The 14,804-nt window shown below is 68.5% G+C and carries 11 protein-coding genes and 1 pseudogene; 7 read left to right on the top strand and 5 right to left on the bottom strand.

Annotated elements, in window-relative coordinates:
- The first annotated feature begins 9 nt into the window (after positions 1-9).
- The 5 genes from E3O46_RS01485 to E3O46_RS01465 all read left to right on the top strand — a co-directional run bounded on the left by E3O46_RS01485 (position 10) and on the right by E3O46_RS01465 (position 6,623).
- Positions 10-1,314 carry an MFS transporter gene (locus tag E3O46_RS01485; RefSeq protein ID WP_134448606.1) on the top strand — a complete coding sequence of 435 codons (1,305 nt, stop codon included), beginning with the start codon at positions 10-12 and terminating at the stop codon, positions 1,312-1,314.
- Entirely contained in the window at positions 1,311-2,087 is a 777-nt protein-coding gene (locus E3O46_RS01480) for a sugar phosphate isomerase/epimerase family protein (RefSeq protein WP_134560976.1), read from the top strand. Before E3O46_RS01485 ends, E3O46_RS01480 begins: the two co-directional genes overlap by 4 nt.
- A gap of 10 nt (positions 2,088-2,097) precedes the next feature.
- A complete protein-coding gene (locus E3O46_RS01475; RefSeq protein ID WP_134558170.1) occupies positions 2,098-3,075 on the top strand; it encodes a sugar kinase in 978 nt (325 codons plus the stop codon).
- A gap of 17 nt (positions 3,076-3,092) precedes the next feature.
- Complete coding sequence (locus tag E3O46_RS01470; protein WP_134560975.1) at positions 3,093-4,148, top strand: D-2-hydroxyacid dehydrogenase; 1,056 nt, start codon at positions 3,093-3,095, stop codon at positions 4,146-4,148.
- A 72-nt stretch (positions 4,149-4,220) separates the two neighbouring features.
- A complete protein-coding gene (locus E3O46_RS01465; RefSeq protein ID WP_134560974.1) occupies positions 4,221-6,623 on the top strand; it encodes an ATP-binding cassette domain-containing protein in 2,403 nt (800 codons plus the stop codon).
- Between the two features lie 7 nt (positions 6,624-6,630).
- On the opposite strand, the gene E3O46_RS01460 is transcribed toward E3O46_RS01465, so the two are convergent.
- The gene (locus E3O46_RS01460; protein WP_134448616.1) at positions 6,631-7,041 is read right to left on the bottom strand and encodes a nitroreductase/quinone reductase family protein; all 411 of its coding nucleotides are present in this window, start codon (positions 7,039-7,041) and stop codon (positions 6,631-6,633) included.
- A 60-nt stretch (positions 7,042-7,101) separates the two neighbouring features.
- Here E3O46_RS01460 and E3O46_RS01455 point away from each other — a divergent pair, with 60 nt between their 5' ends.
- Positions 7,102-8,127 carry an SDR family oxidoreductase gene (locus E3O46_RS01455; RefSeq protein WP_134560973.1) on the top strand — a complete coding sequence of 342 codons (1,026 nt, stop codon included), beginning with the start codon at positions 7,102-7,104 and terminating at the stop codon, positions 8,125-8,127.
- A 23-nt stretch (positions 8,128-8,150) separates the two neighbouring features.
- Here the strand turns inward: E3O46_RS01455 and E3O46_RS01450 are convergent, their stop codons facing one another.
- The gene (locus E3O46_RS01450; RefSeq protein ID WP_134560972.1) at positions 8,151-10,670 is read right to left on the bottom strand and encodes a glycoside hydrolase family 65 protein; all 2,520 of its coding nucleotides are present in this window, start codon (positions 10,668-10,670) and stop codon (positions 8,151-8,153) included.
- The gene (locus E3O46_RS01445) at positions 10,667-11,476 is read right to left on the bottom strand and encodes an HAD family hydrolase (protein ID WP_134448622.1); all 810 of its coding nucleotides are present in this window, start codon (positions 11,474-11,476) and stop codon (positions 10,667-10,669) included. Before E3O46_RS01445 ends, E3O46_RS01450 begins: the two co-directional genes overlap by 4 nt.
- Before the next feature lie 256 nt (positions 11,477-11,732).
- On the opposite strand from E3O46_RS01445, the gene fucO reads away from it, so the two are divergent.
- On the top strand, positions 11,733-12,872 hold the full coding sequence (gene fucO / locus E3O46_RS01440; protein WP_241975203.1) for a lactaldehyde reductase: 1,140 nt from the start codon (positions 11,733-11,735) through the stop codon (positions 12,870-12,872).
- Positions 12,873-13,022: 150 nt separating this feature from the next.
- On the opposite strand, the gene E3O46_RS01435 is transcribed toward fucO, so the two are convergent.
- On the bottom strand, positions 13,023-14,483 hold the full coding sequence (locus E3O46_RS01435; protein ID WP_134560971.1) for a rhamnulokinase: 1,461 nt from the start codon (positions 14,481-14,483) through the stop codon (positions 13,023-13,025).
- A gap of 115 nt (positions 14,484-14,598) precedes the next feature.
- Positions 14,599-14,804: pseudogene (locus E3O46_RS01430) on the bottom strand (L-rhamnose isomerase); the annotation flags it as partial.

The following is a 14,804-nucleotide window of genomic DNA, read 5'->3' as shown; positions in this document are numbered from 1 at the left end:
ATTCAGTTCATGAGCGAGAAACTCGCGTCATCCCGATGGTCACGGCTCATGCCGGTCATCTTCATCACCTACAGCCTGGCGTACCTCGACCGCTCGAATTACAGTCTGGGCGCCGCCGCGGGGATGGCGAAAGACCTCAACATCACGGCCAGCGCCTCGGCCTTCCTTGCAGCCCTGTTCTTCCTCGGCTACTTCTTCTTCCAGGTGCCGAGCGCGAGTTACGCGCAACGGCGGAGCGCGAAGAAGCTGATCTTCTACGCGCTGATCCTGTGGGGCATCCTGGCCAGCTGCATCGGCATCGTCACGAACATCTGGGTGCTATTCGTCATCCGGTTCGCGATCGGTATCGTCGAGGCGGCCATCATGCCCGCGATGCTCATCCTGCTCAGTAACTGGTTCACCAGCGGCGAACGCTCCAAGGCCAACACCTTCCTGATCCTCGGCAACCCGGTCACCGTGCTCTGGATGTCCGTCGTCTCGGCCTACCTCGTCAGCAGCGTTGGCTGGCGCTGGATGTTCATCATCGAGGGTCTCCCCTCCATCATCTGGGCCTTCGTCTGGCTGCGTATGATCGACAACTCCCCGAACGACGCGAAGTGGCTGTCCGCAGGCCAGAAGAAGGACATCAACGACGAATTCGCCCGGGAACAGGTCGGACTGCACGCCGTGCCGAACTACCGCGAAGCATTCAAGCAGAAGGCCGTCATCCAGCTCTGCATCCAGTACTTCTTCTGGAGCATCGGCGTCTACGGCTTCGTCATGTGGCTCCCCTCGATCATCAAGACCGCGTCGTCCTTCGACATCGTGATCATCGGCTGGCTCACCGCCATTCCGTACCTGCTCGCGACCGTTTTGATGGTGGTCGCCTCGTTCTTCTCCGACCGGCTCCTGAAGCGGAAGCTCTTCATCTGGCCGTTCCTCCTGGTGGCGGCGGTCGCGTTCTACGCCTCCTACCTCGTCGGGACGTCCAACTTCTGGCTGTCGTTCATCCTGCTCGTGATCGCCGGCGGCGCGATGTACGCCCCGTACGGGCCGTTCTTCGCGATCGTCCCCGAGATCCTGCCGAAGAACGTCGCGGGCGGCGCGATGGCCCTCGTCAACAGCTTCGGCGCACTCGGATCCTTCGCAGGGGCCTACTTCGTCGGCTTCCTCAATAACGTCACCGGGTCGAACGATGCGTCCTATATCTTCATGGCCCTGTCACTGATCATCGCGGTCGTGTTCACGATCGTGGTGAAGGCCGTCTCGACGCCGGACTTCAAGCTGCAGGGCACAATCCCCGCGGCATCGCCCAGCGCACCGGCACTCCAGTGAGCGGCTCCCGGCCGGTGTTCGTCAACACCATGGTCTACAAAAAGGCCCTCGACGCGTCCACCACGGTCCAGGCCGACCTCGTCGCCGAGGTACTCGCGCTCGGGGCCACCGGAATCGAGATCCGCCGAGAGTACCTCTCGCCCGAGCCTGCGGCCCGGCACGAAGAACTCCTGACGATCGCCGGCCTGGCGACCGAGGCCGGACTCGAGGTCTACTACTCCGTTCCCGAGTCGCTCTTCGTGGACGGTGAGGCCTCTCCTCTCCTGACCGGTTACCTTGACGAAGCGGCGATGCTCGGAGCTCTCAGCGTCAAGCTGAACATCGGCGAGCCCGGTGACGAGCTGACAGGGCTCGGGCGCCTTGTCGAGGCCCTGCTGGCGGCATCCGCCCGGGTCACGATCGAGAACGACCAGACCGCGCGGAACGGGCGACTGGATGTCGTGGCTGCGCTCCTCCGCGACCTGCGGGCCCAGAACGTTCCGATCGGGTACACGTTCGATGCCGGGAACTGGCTCTGGGCGGGCGTTGACCCGGTCGCCGCCGCCCGGGAACTCGGACGATACGCGACGGTCCTCCACCTGAAGGACATCGACCGCCTCGGTGGGCTGCACTCCGTGCTGCTCGACGAGGGCGACGTCGACTGGCGTTCCGTGCTCCGCGAGATCGGGACCCACGTGCCCGTCGTGCTCGAATACCCGATCCCCGATCGGGCCACTGCGGCGAGCGAACTGGCGAAGATCCGCCGGGTCCTCGCCGAACCGACCAGCGACTGAACGGAACCACATGCCCAGCACTGTCCAGAGGGACTTCGACGTCGTCACTTTCGGCGAGATCATGGCGATGTTCGTCGCGGAGGAGTCCGGTCCGCTCGCTCGGGTCGACCGCTTCACCCGCAGGCTGGCGGGCGCGGAATTCAATGTCGCCGTCGGTCTGCGGCGGCTCGGCCATAGCGTCGGGTTCATCACGCGTCTCGGCACGGACCCGTTCGGTGAATTCGTCCTGCAGCAGCTCGAGGCGAACGGCATCGATGTCGGCCAGGTCGACCTGCACGCGAGCGAACCGACCGGGTTCCAGCTGAAGAACCGGCCGGGCGAGGACGAAGACCCGCTCGTGGTCTACTTCCGGTCGCACTCAGCGGCACGTACGCTCGCGCCCACCGAGGCGACGGCCGCTTACGTGCGCCGTGCCGGGCATGTGCACCTGACCGGGATCCCGCTCGCGCTCGGCGACGGACCGCGGAACCTCGCCGCCCAGGCCGTCGATGTTGCACGTGAAACCGGCGCGACGGTGAGTTTCGATCCGAACCTGCGCCCCAGCCTCTGGGCCGACACCGCGGAAATGGTGCGCGCGATCAATGAGATCGCCGTGCAGGCGGACTGGGTGCTGCCCGGCACGAGCGAAGGGCACATCCTCACCGGGGAGACCACCCCGGCGGGAATCGCCCGCTGGTACCTCGATCGCGGCGTGACGGTCGTCGCGGTCAAGGCCGGTTCCCGCGGCGCCGAACTCTTCGCCGCGGACGGGACGCACGCGAGCTGCCCGCCGTTCTCGGTGTCTGCCGTCGACACGGTCGGCGCGGGCGACGGCTTCTCCGCTGGACTCCTCAGTGCGGCCCTCGACGGGCTCTCACTCGCCGACTGGGTGCACCGTGCCGGCGCGGTCGGCGCGCTGGCCACGACGTCGCGCGGTGACCAGGAGGGGCTGCCCGACCGGGCCGGACTCGCTACATTCCTCGAGGCGCATGCGCCGGCATCCATTTGATCAGGGAGACTGACAGCATGACCACCACCGTATCGCTCCGCGTCGTCGTCGCAACACCACTGAGCGAGGAGCTCTGCCTGCTGATCGAGCGGGCGGAACCCCGCATCGAGCTCGTGCGTGACCAGGCCCTGCTGCCGCCGATGCGCCGTCCTGCCGACTACCGCGGCGACCCCGCCTTTCGGCGCACGACCGGTCAGCAGGCCGACTTCGAGCGGATGCTCGACTCGGCCGACGTGCTCTTCGGCATTCCCGACGTGAACCCGGTCGCCCTTCGCCGAACCGTTGAGGCGAATCCGGGACTCCGCTGGGTGCAGGTGATGGCGGCGGGCGGCGGCTCGCAGGTCAAGTCCGCAGGCCTGGGTCAGGCCGATCTCGACCGGGTGGTCTTCACGACCTCGGCCGGGGTGCACGGCGGCCCGCTCGCCGAATTCGCGATCTTCGGCATCATGTCCGGAGCGAAGCAGCTGCCCGTGCTCCAAAGCGACCAGCGCGCGCACGCGTGGCCGGAGCGCAGGGCCCTCGGCCAGGTGCGCGACCAGACGGTGCTCGTCATCGGGCTGGGCGGAGTGGGGCGCGAGGTCGCCCGGCTCGCGAAGGGGCTCGGGATGCGTGTGATCGGGACGAGCAGGGACGAACTGCCCGTTCCCTTCGTCGACGAGCTGATCCGAACGGAGGACCTCGCGGCCGGAGCCGCGAGCGCGGACGCGATCGTCGTCGCCCTGCCGGGAACGGCTGCGACCCTGAAACTTGTCGGTGAGAACGTCTTCGGCGCGGTCCGGCCGGGAACGACCTTCGTCAGCATCGGGCGTGGCACCGTCGTGGACGAGGACGCCCTCATCCGTGCCCTCGAGTCTGGCCGGATCGGCTTCGCCGCCCTCGACGTGTTCGCGAAGGAACCGCTCGACACCGCGAGCGCGCTCTGGGACTTCCCGAACGTCGTGATCAGCCCCCACACCGCCGCCCTCGACGCTGAGGAGGAACGCCGGATCGCCGAGCTCTTCGCCGACAACGCGACCCGGTTCCTCGACGGCCTCCCCCTCCGCAACATCGTCAACACGGTCGAGTTCTACTGAGTCGATCGTTCCCAGGCCTGGCCTGCTGTCCGAATCGGCGCGCAGTCAGGTGCGGCGACTAGGGTCGGACGGATGCATACTCCGACCTCGTCTCTCCCCTCCGTCTCTCCCACCCCCGGTTTCGTGCGGGTGCGGGGAGCCAGGGAGAACAACCTGAGGGATGTCGACGTCGACGTGCCCCGCGACGCGATCGTCGCGTTCACCGGCGTCTCCGGTTCCGGCAAGTCGTCGCTCGCCTTCGGCACGATCTTCGCAGAGGCCCAGCGCCGGTTCCTCGAATCGGTGGCCCCGTACGCCCGCCGACTGATCCAGCAGGGCCACACCCCGCAGGTGGACGAGATCACGGGCCTCCCTCCCGCGGTCGCCCTGCAGCAGCGGCGCGGCACGCCGAGTTCGCGGTCCACGGTCGGCACCCTGACGACCCTGTCGAATTCACTGCGCATGATGTATTCCCGTGCGGGCACGTACCCGGCGGATGCGCCCAGGCTCGAATCGGACTCCTTCTCCCCGAATACCGTGGCCGGGGCGTGCCCGCGCTGCCACGGGCTCGGAATCGCGCACCTCCCGACGCGCGCGAGCCTCGTGCCCGACGGGACCCTCAGCATCCGCGAGGGCGCCGTCGCGGCGTGGCCGGGCGCCTGGCAGGGCAAGAACCTCCGCGACATCCTGATCGCCCTCGGCTACGACGTCGACGTGCCGTGGAACGACCTCCCCGCTGAGAGCAGGGACTGGATCCTTTTCACCGAGGAGCAGCCCGTCGTGGAGATAACGCCGCAGCGCGACCGGGTCGCCAAGCCGTACCAGGGCCGGTTCTGGAGTGCGCGCAGCTACGTCCTGCACACCCTCGCCGACTCGCAGAGCCAGAGTCAGCGGGAGCGCGCGCTCCGGTTCGTGGAGTCCGGACCCTGCTCGCTCTGCGACGGGAGCGGACTCACCCCGGCCGCCCTCGCCGTGACGGTGGCCGGGCTCTCCATCTCCCAGCTGGCCGGGCTGCCGCTCACCACCCTCGCAGATACCCTCCGCCCGCTCACGCAGGCCGGTTCCGCCGGGCGCGGCGAGGCATCCGCCGGGGTCGAAGCCACGATCAGCCGCGACCTGCTCGCGCGCATCGAGGTGCTGGTCGATCTCGGCCTCGGCTACCTCAGCCTCTCGCGCTCCACCCCGACGCTCTCGCCCGGTGAGATGCAGCGCCTCCGGATCGCGACCCAGTTGAGGTCTGGACTCTTCGGCGTCGTCTACGTGCTCGACGAGCCCTCCGCGGGTCTGCACCCCGCCGACGCCGAACCCCTCCTCGTCGTGCTCGAGCAGCTCAAGTCCTCCGGCAACTCCGTCTTCGTCGTCGAACACAACATGGACGTCGTGCGCGCCGCCGACTGGGTCATCGACGTCGGTCCGCACGCAGGAACCGGCGGCGGCGAGGTGCTCTACAGCGGTCCGGTCGGCGGGCTCGCCGGGGTCCCGGAGTCGGTGACACGGCGGTTCCTGTTCCCCGCTTCCGACACGACGGATGCCGCGGTCCCGGCGCCGGCGCGGAGGGAACCACATGCCTGGCTCGGCCTGCGCGGGGTCAACGTGCACAACCTTCAGGATCTCGACGCCGAGTTCCCGCTCGGGCTCCTCACCGCGGTCACCGGCGTTTCCGGATCGGGAAAATCATCTCTGATCAGCCAGATCGTCGCCGATGACCCGGTTGACCGCCTTGTCGCCGTCGACCAGAAGCCGATCGGACGCACCCCCCGCTCGAACCTCGCCACCTATACCGGCCTGTTCGACGCGGTCCGCGCGGCCTTCGCGGCCACCCCCGCAGCCCGCAGCCGCGGCTTCGGGGCGGGACGCTTCTCCTTCAACGTCGCCGGCGGCCGCTGCGAGACCTGCCTCGGTGAGGGCTCCGTCACCGTTGAACTCCTCTTCCTCCCCGGCAGCTACGCCCTGTGCCCGGCGTGCCACGGTTCCCGGTACAACCCGGAGACCCTCGAGGTCGACTACCGCGGCAAGACCATCGCAGAGGTCCTCGGGCTCAGCGTCGATGATGCCGCCGGGTTCCTCGCCGACGTGCCTGCGGCCGCCCGCAGCCTCGAGACCCTCCGCGAGGTCGGCCTCGGCTACCTCCGCCTCGGCCAGCCCGCCACAGAGCTCTCCGGTGGGGAAGCCCAGCGCATCAAGCTCGCCTCCGAGCTCCAGCGTGCCCGCCGCGGCCACACCCTGTACCTGCTCGACGAACCGACAACGGGCCTGCACCCGGCGGATGTGCAGCTCCTGCTCGCCCAGCTGAACCGGCTGGTCGACGCAGGCAACACCGTCGTCGTTGTCGAACACAACCTCGACGTCATCGCGGCGGCCGACTGGGTGATCGACCTCGGCCCGTCCGGAGGGGACGCTGGCGGCCGTATCCTCGTGGCCGGTCCGCCGGAGGTCGTCGCCACCCACGCCGAGAGCAGGACGGCCCCCTATCTCGAGCGGCGACTGCAGGCGTAGGCGACGCTCAGGCGTTTCGGACCAGCCGGAGCACCGGAATCCGGCGTTCGACGGCCCGCTCCTGGTAGCCGGCGAAGCCGGGCGCGAGGGCGATGATCTTCGCCCAGGCTCTGGCGTGCTCGTCGCCGTCCAAATCGGTCGCGGTGACCGCGACCGTCCCTTCCGGGGTCTCGATGGAGGTCTCCGGGTGCGAGAGCAGGTTGAAGTACCAGGCCGGGTGCTGGGGCCGGCCGCCGGCGGAGGCGACCACGAGCCAGGCGTCCCCGTCGCGGATGGACATCACCGGGCTGACGCGCTCGGCACCCGTGCGCGCCCCGGTCGTGTGCAGGAGCACGAGGTTGGACCCGAACCCGGCCGTGGTGACATGACCGTTGTTCTCCCGGAACTCCGAGATGATCTGTTCGTTGAAGTCGCTCACTAGACTGCCTCTCGTCGACGAGCTGCCGGTGCAGGGATTTTACAACGGGAAGAGGATCTCATGAGTGGTGAGCTGGTTCTGGTGACCGGTGGGTCTGGCTTCGTCGGCGCGCACTGCATCGTGCGGCTCCTCGCCGACGGCTACCGGGTGCGCACGACGGTGCGCTCCCTCACCCGGGAGCCCGAGGTGCGCGCGATGGTCGCCGCGGGCGGGGCGGATGCCGGCAGCGCCCTCTCGTTCACCGTCGCCGACCTGCTCTCCGACGCCGGTTGGGCGGAAGCGGTGAACGGCTGCGCCTTCGTCCTGCACGTCGCCTCACCCTTCCCCGCACGTGAGCCGGCGGACGAGGACGAGCTCATCGTCCCCGCCCGCGACGGCGCACTGCGGGTGCTCCGGGCCGCGCGGGACGCCGGCGTGCGGCGGGTCGTGCTGACCTCTTCGTTCGCCGCCGTCGGGTATGGCGCCCAGCATCCGGACCGCCCGTTCACCGAGGACGACTGGACGGACCCGACCGCCTCAGTGAGCGCATACGTCAGGTCGAAGACCATCGCCGAACGTGCGGCCTGGGACTTCGTCGATCGCGAGGGAGGCACCCTCGAGCTCACGGTGATCAACCCGGTCGGAATCTTCGGACCCGTGCTCGGGACAGACCTCTCCAGTTCCGTCGAACTCCTCCGCGGGCTCCTGAAGGGTGCTGTGCCCGCGGTGCCGCGGATCGAGACCAACATCGTCGACGTGCGCGATGTCGCCGACCTGCACGTGCGCGCCATGACGAGCCCGCTCGCGCCCGGCGAACGGTTCCTCGCCGTCGCCGGACCCCCGATGACCTTTCCGGAGATCGCAGCCCTGCTGAGGTCGAACCTCGGCGATGTCGCGAGTCGGGTGCCCCGCCGGGTGATGCCGACCTGGCTCGTCCGGGTCCTCGCCCCGTTCAGCGCCCCGCTCCGGCAGGTCGCCCCGCAACTCGGCACGACGCGGAACGCCTCCCATGACAAGGCCAGGCGGATGCTCGGCTGGGAACCTCTGTCCAACGAGGAGGCCATCCTCGCCACCGCGGAGAGCCTCGTGCGCCTCCGGCTTCTCTGACCGGCGGCGCACGAGAGGCGGGATCAGTCGACCTGGTCCATGAAGTCGGTCAGGTGCGCGATCGTCGGGATCGACGAGGTGATCACGGTGCCGTCGTCGCGACGTCCGCCCTCGATCGCAGCCGGCGACGGAGCCCCGGGAGTGCGGGCGCCCTGGTGCTCGAGCGGGACGATGACGGGCTGGCCGAGACGCACCGTGAAAGCGGGCGCCCCGCGCACGGCGAGCTTCGCCTCGACGCCGGCCTCGACGGTCACCTCGACCTCGTCCTGCCTGAGGTCGATCCGGAGCCGGGTGCCCTTGAGCGTGATCCGGAAGGTGAGCCCCTCCCAGCCTTCCGGCAGCCGCGGGTCGAGGGTGACCCGGCCGTTGTGGTCGCGCATGCCGCCGAATCCGTAGACGAGGGCGCTCCAGACTCCACCGGCGGATGCGACGTGGACGCCGTCCGCCGCGTTGTGGTGCAGGTCTGCGAGGTCGACAAACAGGCCGGAGGTGAAGTACCGGAGCGCGAGCTCGTGGTACCCGACTTCGGCCGCGATGATCGACTGGACCACGTCGGACAGGGTCGAGTCGCCGGTCGTGAGCGGGTCGTAGTAGTCGAAGTCGGCGAGCTTCTCCTCCGGAGTGAACTGGTCCCCCTGCAGGAGCAGCGCGAGGACCACATCCGCTTGCTTGAGGACCTGGAAGCGGTAGATCACGAGCGGGTGGTAGTGCAGCAGCAACGGCCGGTTCTGCGAAGGCGTCTGGGACAGGTCCCAGCGTTCCTTCTCGAGGAACTGCGCGTCCTGCGGGTGGATGGCCAGGCCCTTGTCGAAGGGAATGTGCATCGCCTCGGCGGCGAAGGCCCACTCGGCGATCTCGGTGTCCTGGAGGTTCAGCCGGGCGACCATGGCGTCGTAGGCGTCGCGGTCGATGTACCGCAGCCGGCGGACCGCGGTCACGGCGTTCCGCAGGTTCGAGCGCGCCATGATGTTCGTGTACAGGTTGTCGTTGACGACGGTCGTGTACTCGTCCGGCCCGGTGACACCGTGGATGTGGAACACGTCGTTGCCGTGCCCGTTGCCGCGCCAGAAGCCGAGGTCCGCCCACATCCGGCTCGTCTCGACGAGGATGTCGATGGCCTCGCGGGCGAGGAAGTCCTCGTCGCCGGTTGCGGCGACGTACTGGCTGAGCGCATAGGCGATGTCGGCGTCGATGTGGTACTGGGCCGTGCCCGCCGCGTAATACGCGGAGGACTCGAGCCCGTTGATCGTGCGCCACGGGAACAGGGCGCCGAGCTGGTTGAGCTCCGTCGCGCGGTCCCTGGCCTGGTCGAGCATGCCGTGCCGGAAGCGCAGCGCGTTGCGGGCCGCGTTCGGAGAGGTATAGGTCAGGAACGGCAGGACGTAGACCTCCGTGTCCCAGAAATAGTGGCCGCCGTAGCCGGAGCCGGACACGCCCTTTGCGGAGACGCCCTGGCCGTCGGCGCGCATCGAGGCCTGGGCGAGCTGGAACAGGTTCCAGCGCACGGCCTGCTGCAGCACGGGCTGCCCGGGAAGCTGCACGTCGGTGCGCGCCCAGAAGTCGGTGAGCCATTCCTGCTGGCGGGCGATGAACGATTCGATGCCCTCGTCCCGCGCGCGGTCCAGGGTGCGGTCGCACCGGTCGGCGAGTTCGTGAGTGGGCACGCCCGCGGAGGTGTGGTAGCTGAGCGTCTTCGTGATGTGGATCGAATTGCCCTGCTTGGCCTTGATCGTGTACACGTGCTTGGCGAGGTCGTCGCCGATAGCGGAGGACTCGACGAACTCGTTGGCTGTCTCGATCTGGTGGTCGGCGGCGCAGGCGATCGTCATCGCCGAGTTCGTGCAGCGGAAGCCGAGGATGTACCGGCCGCCGGAAGCGCGCTTGAAGCGTGGCTGCAGCACCCGGTCGGTGAAGGACTCCGCCTTGCGCGGGTCCCAGTCTGTCGTCATCGAGCCCTTGGGCCGGTCGTACTCGCTGATGCCGTCCTGGCGGTTCAGGATCTGGCTCGAGATCACGACGGACGCATCCGCGTCGAGCATGGTGACCTCGTAGTCGATGATCGCGAGGTGCCGGTCGGTGAACGACACCATCCGGCGGGACCGGATCAGGACGCGCTTGCCCGATGGCGTGCGCCAGACGAGTGAGCGAGAGAGGATGCCGGTGGTGAAGTCGAGCCGGCGCTCGTAGCTGAGCAACTCGGCGAGGGTCAGCACGAGCGGTTCGTCGTCGACGTAGACGCGGATCATCTTGGCGTCGGGAGCGTTGACGATCGTCTGGCCGACGCGGGCGAAACCGAAGGCCTCTTCCGCGTGCCGGATCGGCCAGGTCTCGTGGAAACCGTTGATGTATGTGCCCTGGACGTGGCCGTCCCTGCCCTCGTCGACGTTGCCGCGCAGGCCGAGGTAGCCGTTGCCGACCGCGAAGAGGGTCTCGGTGCGTCCGATGTCGGCTCCGGTGAACGCCGTCTCGACGAGGGCCCATTCGTCGACCGGGAAGCGATTGCGGTCGAGAGGGTCCTGGATGACCTCTTCGGTCAGGTTCATGCGGTGGCCTCCTGCGTTGCGGTTTCGGGTGACGTGCTGGGCTCGGACGGGCGGGGCACCAGTTCATCGAGGTCTGAGACGACAATATCGGCTCCGGCGTCCAGAAGGGTCTGCGGTCCGACGCCGCGGTCGACGCCGAGGACCAGCCCGAAATCACCGGCGCGGCCGGCCTGCACTCCCGACTCGGCGTCTTCGACCACGACGCACTCTGCTGGAGTGAGACCGAGCAGCTCGGCGCCGAGTTCATAGGTGTCCGGCGCGGGCTTCCCGGCGAGCCGACGCTCGGCGGCGAGGTTGCCGTCGACGACGATACCGAAGCGATCACGGATGCCCGCTGCCCCGAGGGTGAGTTCGCCGTTGCGGGAACTCGTGACGACGGCGACCTGCAGCCCGGCGTTGACCACGTAGTCGAGGAAGTCGAGGGAACCCTGGTACGGAGTCACGCCGTCTTCCGCGAGGGTCTCGTTGAAGGCCGCGTTCTTGCGGTTGCCGAGGCCGCACACGGTGTCCTGCGTCGGGGCATCCGTGGGGTCGCCGTCTGGCAGCGTGATCCCGCGCGAGGCGAGGAGGCTGCGCACGCCGTCGTAGCGGGGCTTGCCGTCGATATACCTGAAGTAGTCGGCATCGCTATAGGAGGGACTCACCCCCTGGTCTTCGAGGAAGGGGGTGAAGAGCCGGGACCACGCGACCATGTGCACGTCGGCGGTGGGAGTCAGCACGCCGTCGAGGTCGAAGAGCACGCCACGCAAACCGAGGATGCGGTCGCGGGCCTGGGCTGGCGAAAGGGGAAATGTCGGAGAAGTCATAGACGGGAGCTCTTCTCGATAGATGCCTGAAAATGGAGGCGCCGGGGAATGGTGGGGGGATGTATTCGCCCGGGTGTCGACATCTCGGCGGCGGTGACGAGGATCGCGAGCGACGCGGGTCCACCGGGTCCGGGGTGGGCCTGCGCCTGAGTACAAAACAAGCCTATGCCCTGTGCCTCCGGCGAGTAGACTTTCTCTAAGTGAAACGATTCAACGTTGAACGCACACAGAGAGAAGTCAGACAATGATCACTCGCATGATCTGGAACCAAACGGCACACTTCGGCGCAGGGGCCATTAGCGTCATCCCCGGTGAAATAGCCTCCCGCGGCTTCACCAAGGCCTTTGTGGTCTCGGACAAGGTGCTCGTCACGACCGGCGTCACCGGCAAGGTCACGTCACTCCTCGACGATGCCGGAATCCCTTATGAGGTTTATTCGGACGTCACCCCGAACCCGCCGATCGAAGCGGTCAAGCGCGGCGTCGCGGCCTTCGCGGCCTCGGGCGCAGACGTATTGATCGGCATCGGCGGCGGCTCGCCGCAGGACACCTGCAAGGCCATCGGCATCATCACGAACAACCCCGAGTTCGCGGACGTGCGCTCGCTCGAGGGCGTCGCGGCCACGAAGCGGGCCTCCGTTCCGATCATCGCCGTTCCGACGACGGCGGGAACCGCATCGGAGACCACGATCAACTACGTGATCACCGACGTCGAACGCTCCCGCAAGTTCGTCTGCGTCGACCCGCACGCGATTCCGATCGTCGCCGTCGTCGATTCCGAGATGATGTCATCCGCGCCACGTTCGCTCAAGGTCGCCACAGGACTGGACGCGCTCACCCACGCGATCGAGGGCTACACGACCAAGGGCGCCTGGGAACTCTCCGACCTCTTCCACCTCAAGGCGATCACGATGATCGCCGAGTCCCTCGCCGCCGCCGCCGACGGCGACCCGGTTGCCGCGGACCGGATGGCCCTCGCCCAGTACATCGCGGGAATGGGCTACTCCAACGTCGGCCTCGGCCTCGTGCACGGGATGGCCCACCCGCTCGGCGCCTTCTACAACGCCCCGCATGGCGTGGCCAACGGCATCCTGCTCGCCCCCGTGATGGCGTTCAACGCCGACGCGACCGGCGACCGCTTCCGCGACATCGCGGTGGCCTTCGCGGTCGCCGGTGCCGCAGACCTGTCGGTCGAGGATGCCCGCACCGCGGCCGTCACTGCCGTCACGGCATTCGCCCGCGACCTCGGCAACCCGACGACACTGCGCGAGATCGGTGCGAAGGAGGAGGACCTCCCGGCACTCGCCCAGGCCGCCTTCGACGACGTCTGCACCGGCGGTAACCCGCGCGACGTGACCGTCGAGCAGATCCTCGCGCTGTACACCTCGATCTACTGATCCCAGAGTCACCTTTCCGGTCGAGAGTGACCCGTATACCGGGCGCTCTCGACCGGAAAGGTAGACCTCGGGTTGGTCGATTGAGAACAGGAGCGGCCGGCGCGTGTGCGCCGGCCGCTCCTTTCTGTTTCCCCTGTTTCCCCGTGCCGGCTATCGGCTGACGAGAGTCCGGACCGGCGTATACCGCTCGGGTACGAAGCTGCGGGCGACGAGGGCGCGCAGCCCTTCGAGCGAACCGGTGACGAGGCCCTGGGCCCGCGCCTGCACGAGCACATTGCCGATCGCGGTCGCCTCGACGGGGCCGGCGAGCACGGGCAGGCCGAGCCGGTCGGCCGTGAGCTGGCAGAGCAGGCGGTTCTGCGAGCCGCCGCCGACGATGTGCACGACCCGTACGTCGGTGCCGGAAAGCGCGGCGGCGGTCTCGACGCCGCGGGCGAAGGCATCCGCGAGGCTCTCGAGGATGCTGCGCACGAGTTCGGCGTTCGAGCGCGGAACGCGCAGGTCGTGCTCGAGGCAGTAGTCGCGGATGCGGCCCGGCATGTCCCCGGGGGCGAGGAAGCGCTGGTCGTCGGCGTCGAACACGGCGACGGGCCCGGTGACCTCGCCGGCCGCACGCAGCAGGTCGGCGAGAACGATCGTCTCGCCGGCGTGCTCCCAGGTGCGGATCGACTCGCTGAGCAGCCAGAGGCCCATCACATTGTGCAGGTAGCGCACGCGGCCGTCGACGCCGCCCTCGTTCGTGAAGTTGGCCGCGCGGCCTGCCGCGCTGAGCACCGGGGCCTCGAGCTCGACGCCGACGAGCCCCCAGGTGCCGCACGAGATGTAGGCGAAGTCGTCGCTGAGGGCAGGCACCGCGACGACGGCGGATGCCGTGTCGTGCGAGCCGATGGCCGTCACGTCGATCGGGGCGCGGGCGCCGATCTCGCCGGCGACGTCAGGGAGCAGGGAACCGATCCGGGTCCCGGCATCGACGAGGCGCGGGAAGATCCGGCGGTCGAAGCCGAGCCGGTCGATGAGCGGTTCGTCCCACTCTCGGCTGCCGACGCCGAGGAGGCCGGTCGTTGATGCGTTGGTGCGTTCGGCGACGGCGACGCCGGTGAGCCAGTAGTTCAGAAGATCGGGCACGAGCAGCACCTGGTCGGCCTGGTCGAGCGAGCCGGCGGTCAGGTCTGCGGTCAGCTGGTAGAGCGTGTTGAACGGCAGGAACTGGAGTCCGTTGGCCGCATAGAGTTCGGCGGGGGCGGCGATCCGGTGGACGAGATCGACAGCGGGCTGGGTGCGCGCATCGCGATAGTGGTACGGGAGTTGCAGCATCCGCCCCTGCCGCAGCAGCGCGTAGTCGACGGCCCAGGAGTCGACGCCGATGCTCACGAGGGCGGGCTCTTCCGCGGCGGCGGTCCTGAGACCGGCGAGCACATTGCGGTAGAGCTCGACGATGTTCCAGTGCAGCGAGGGATGCCCGTCCTCATTCAGGCGGATCGGCCCGTTCGCGAAGCGGGCCACCGGGCGGAGGCGCAGCTCGTTCGGCCCGACGTGGCCGAGCATGACCCGGCCGCTCGTGGCGCCGAGGTCGACGGCCGCGACGACTGCGGCATCCGTGCTGGTGGTCATCTTCGTACTCTCTGCTCGTCAGAACTTAAAGGAGTTGCCGTTTCGGACGACTGCGGCCGGTGTGCCGGCCACAGTCGTCCGAAACGGCAACGGGTGGTGCCGAATGCGGGTGGGGTCAGGCGCCCCAGCCGGCCTGGGTGCCACCGACGCGGTCTGCGCAGATCTTCTCCTGGTAACCGGATGCCGCGAACGCCTTCATGGGGTCGGCCGGAAGTCCGCGGGACTCGCGCCACGCGGCGAGGTCGGTGCGGACGTCGGAGTAGAAGGCGTCCATCATGATGCCGTTGGCGCCGAGGACGTCGCCGGCCTCCTGCGCCGCTG

Source organism: Cryobacterium glucosi (genome assembly GCF_004402235.1).
In the GTDB taxonomy this organism is placed as follows: Bacteria; Actinomycetota; Actinomycetes; order Actinomycetales; family Microbacteriaceae; genus Cryobacterium; species Cryobacterium glucosi.
The sequence above is the reverse complement of the archived record's forward strand: the minus strand, read 5'-3'. Positions and strand labels throughout refer to the sequence as shown.

Excerpts from the sequence above, each read along its gene's own strand:
- fucO (WP_241975203.1), top strand. The coding sequence starts at position 11,733 with ATGATCTGGAACCAAACGGCACACTTCGGCGCAGGGGCCATTAGCGTC.
- E3O46_RS01445 (WP_134448622.1), bottom strand. The coding sequence starts at position 11,476 with ATGACTTCTCCGACATTTCCCCTTTCGCCAGCCCAGGCCCGCGACCGC.
- E3O46_RS01465 (WP_134560974.1), top strand. The coding sequence starts at position 4,221 with ATGCATACTCCGACCTCGTCTCTCCCCTCCGTCTCTCCCACCCCCGGT.
- E3O46_RS01470 (WP_134560975.1), top strand. The coding sequence starts at position 3,093 with ATGACCACCACCGTATCGCTCCGCGTCGTCGTCGCAACACCACTGAGC.
- E3O46_RS01450 (WP_134560972.1), bottom strand. The coding sequence starts at position 10,670 with ATGAACCTGACCGAAGAGGTCATCCAGGACCCTCTCGACCGCAATCGC.
- E3O46_RS01485 (WP_134448606.1), top strand. The coding sequence starts at position 10 with ATGAGCGAGAAACTCGCGTCATCCCGATGGTCACGGCTCATGCCGGTC.
- E3O46_RS01435 (WP_134560971.1), bottom strand. The coding sequence starts at position 14,483 with ATGACCACCAGCACGGATGCCGCAGTCGTCGCGGCCGTCGACCTCGGC.
- E3O46_RS01475 (WP_134558170.1), top strand. The coding sequence starts at position 2,098 with ATGCCCAGCACTGTCCAGAGGGACTTCGACGTCGTCACTTTCGGCGAG.
- E3O46_RS01455 (WP_134560973.1), top strand. The coding sequence starts at position 7,102 with ATGAGTGGTGAGCTGGTTCTGGTGACCGGTGGGTCTGGCTTCGTCGGC.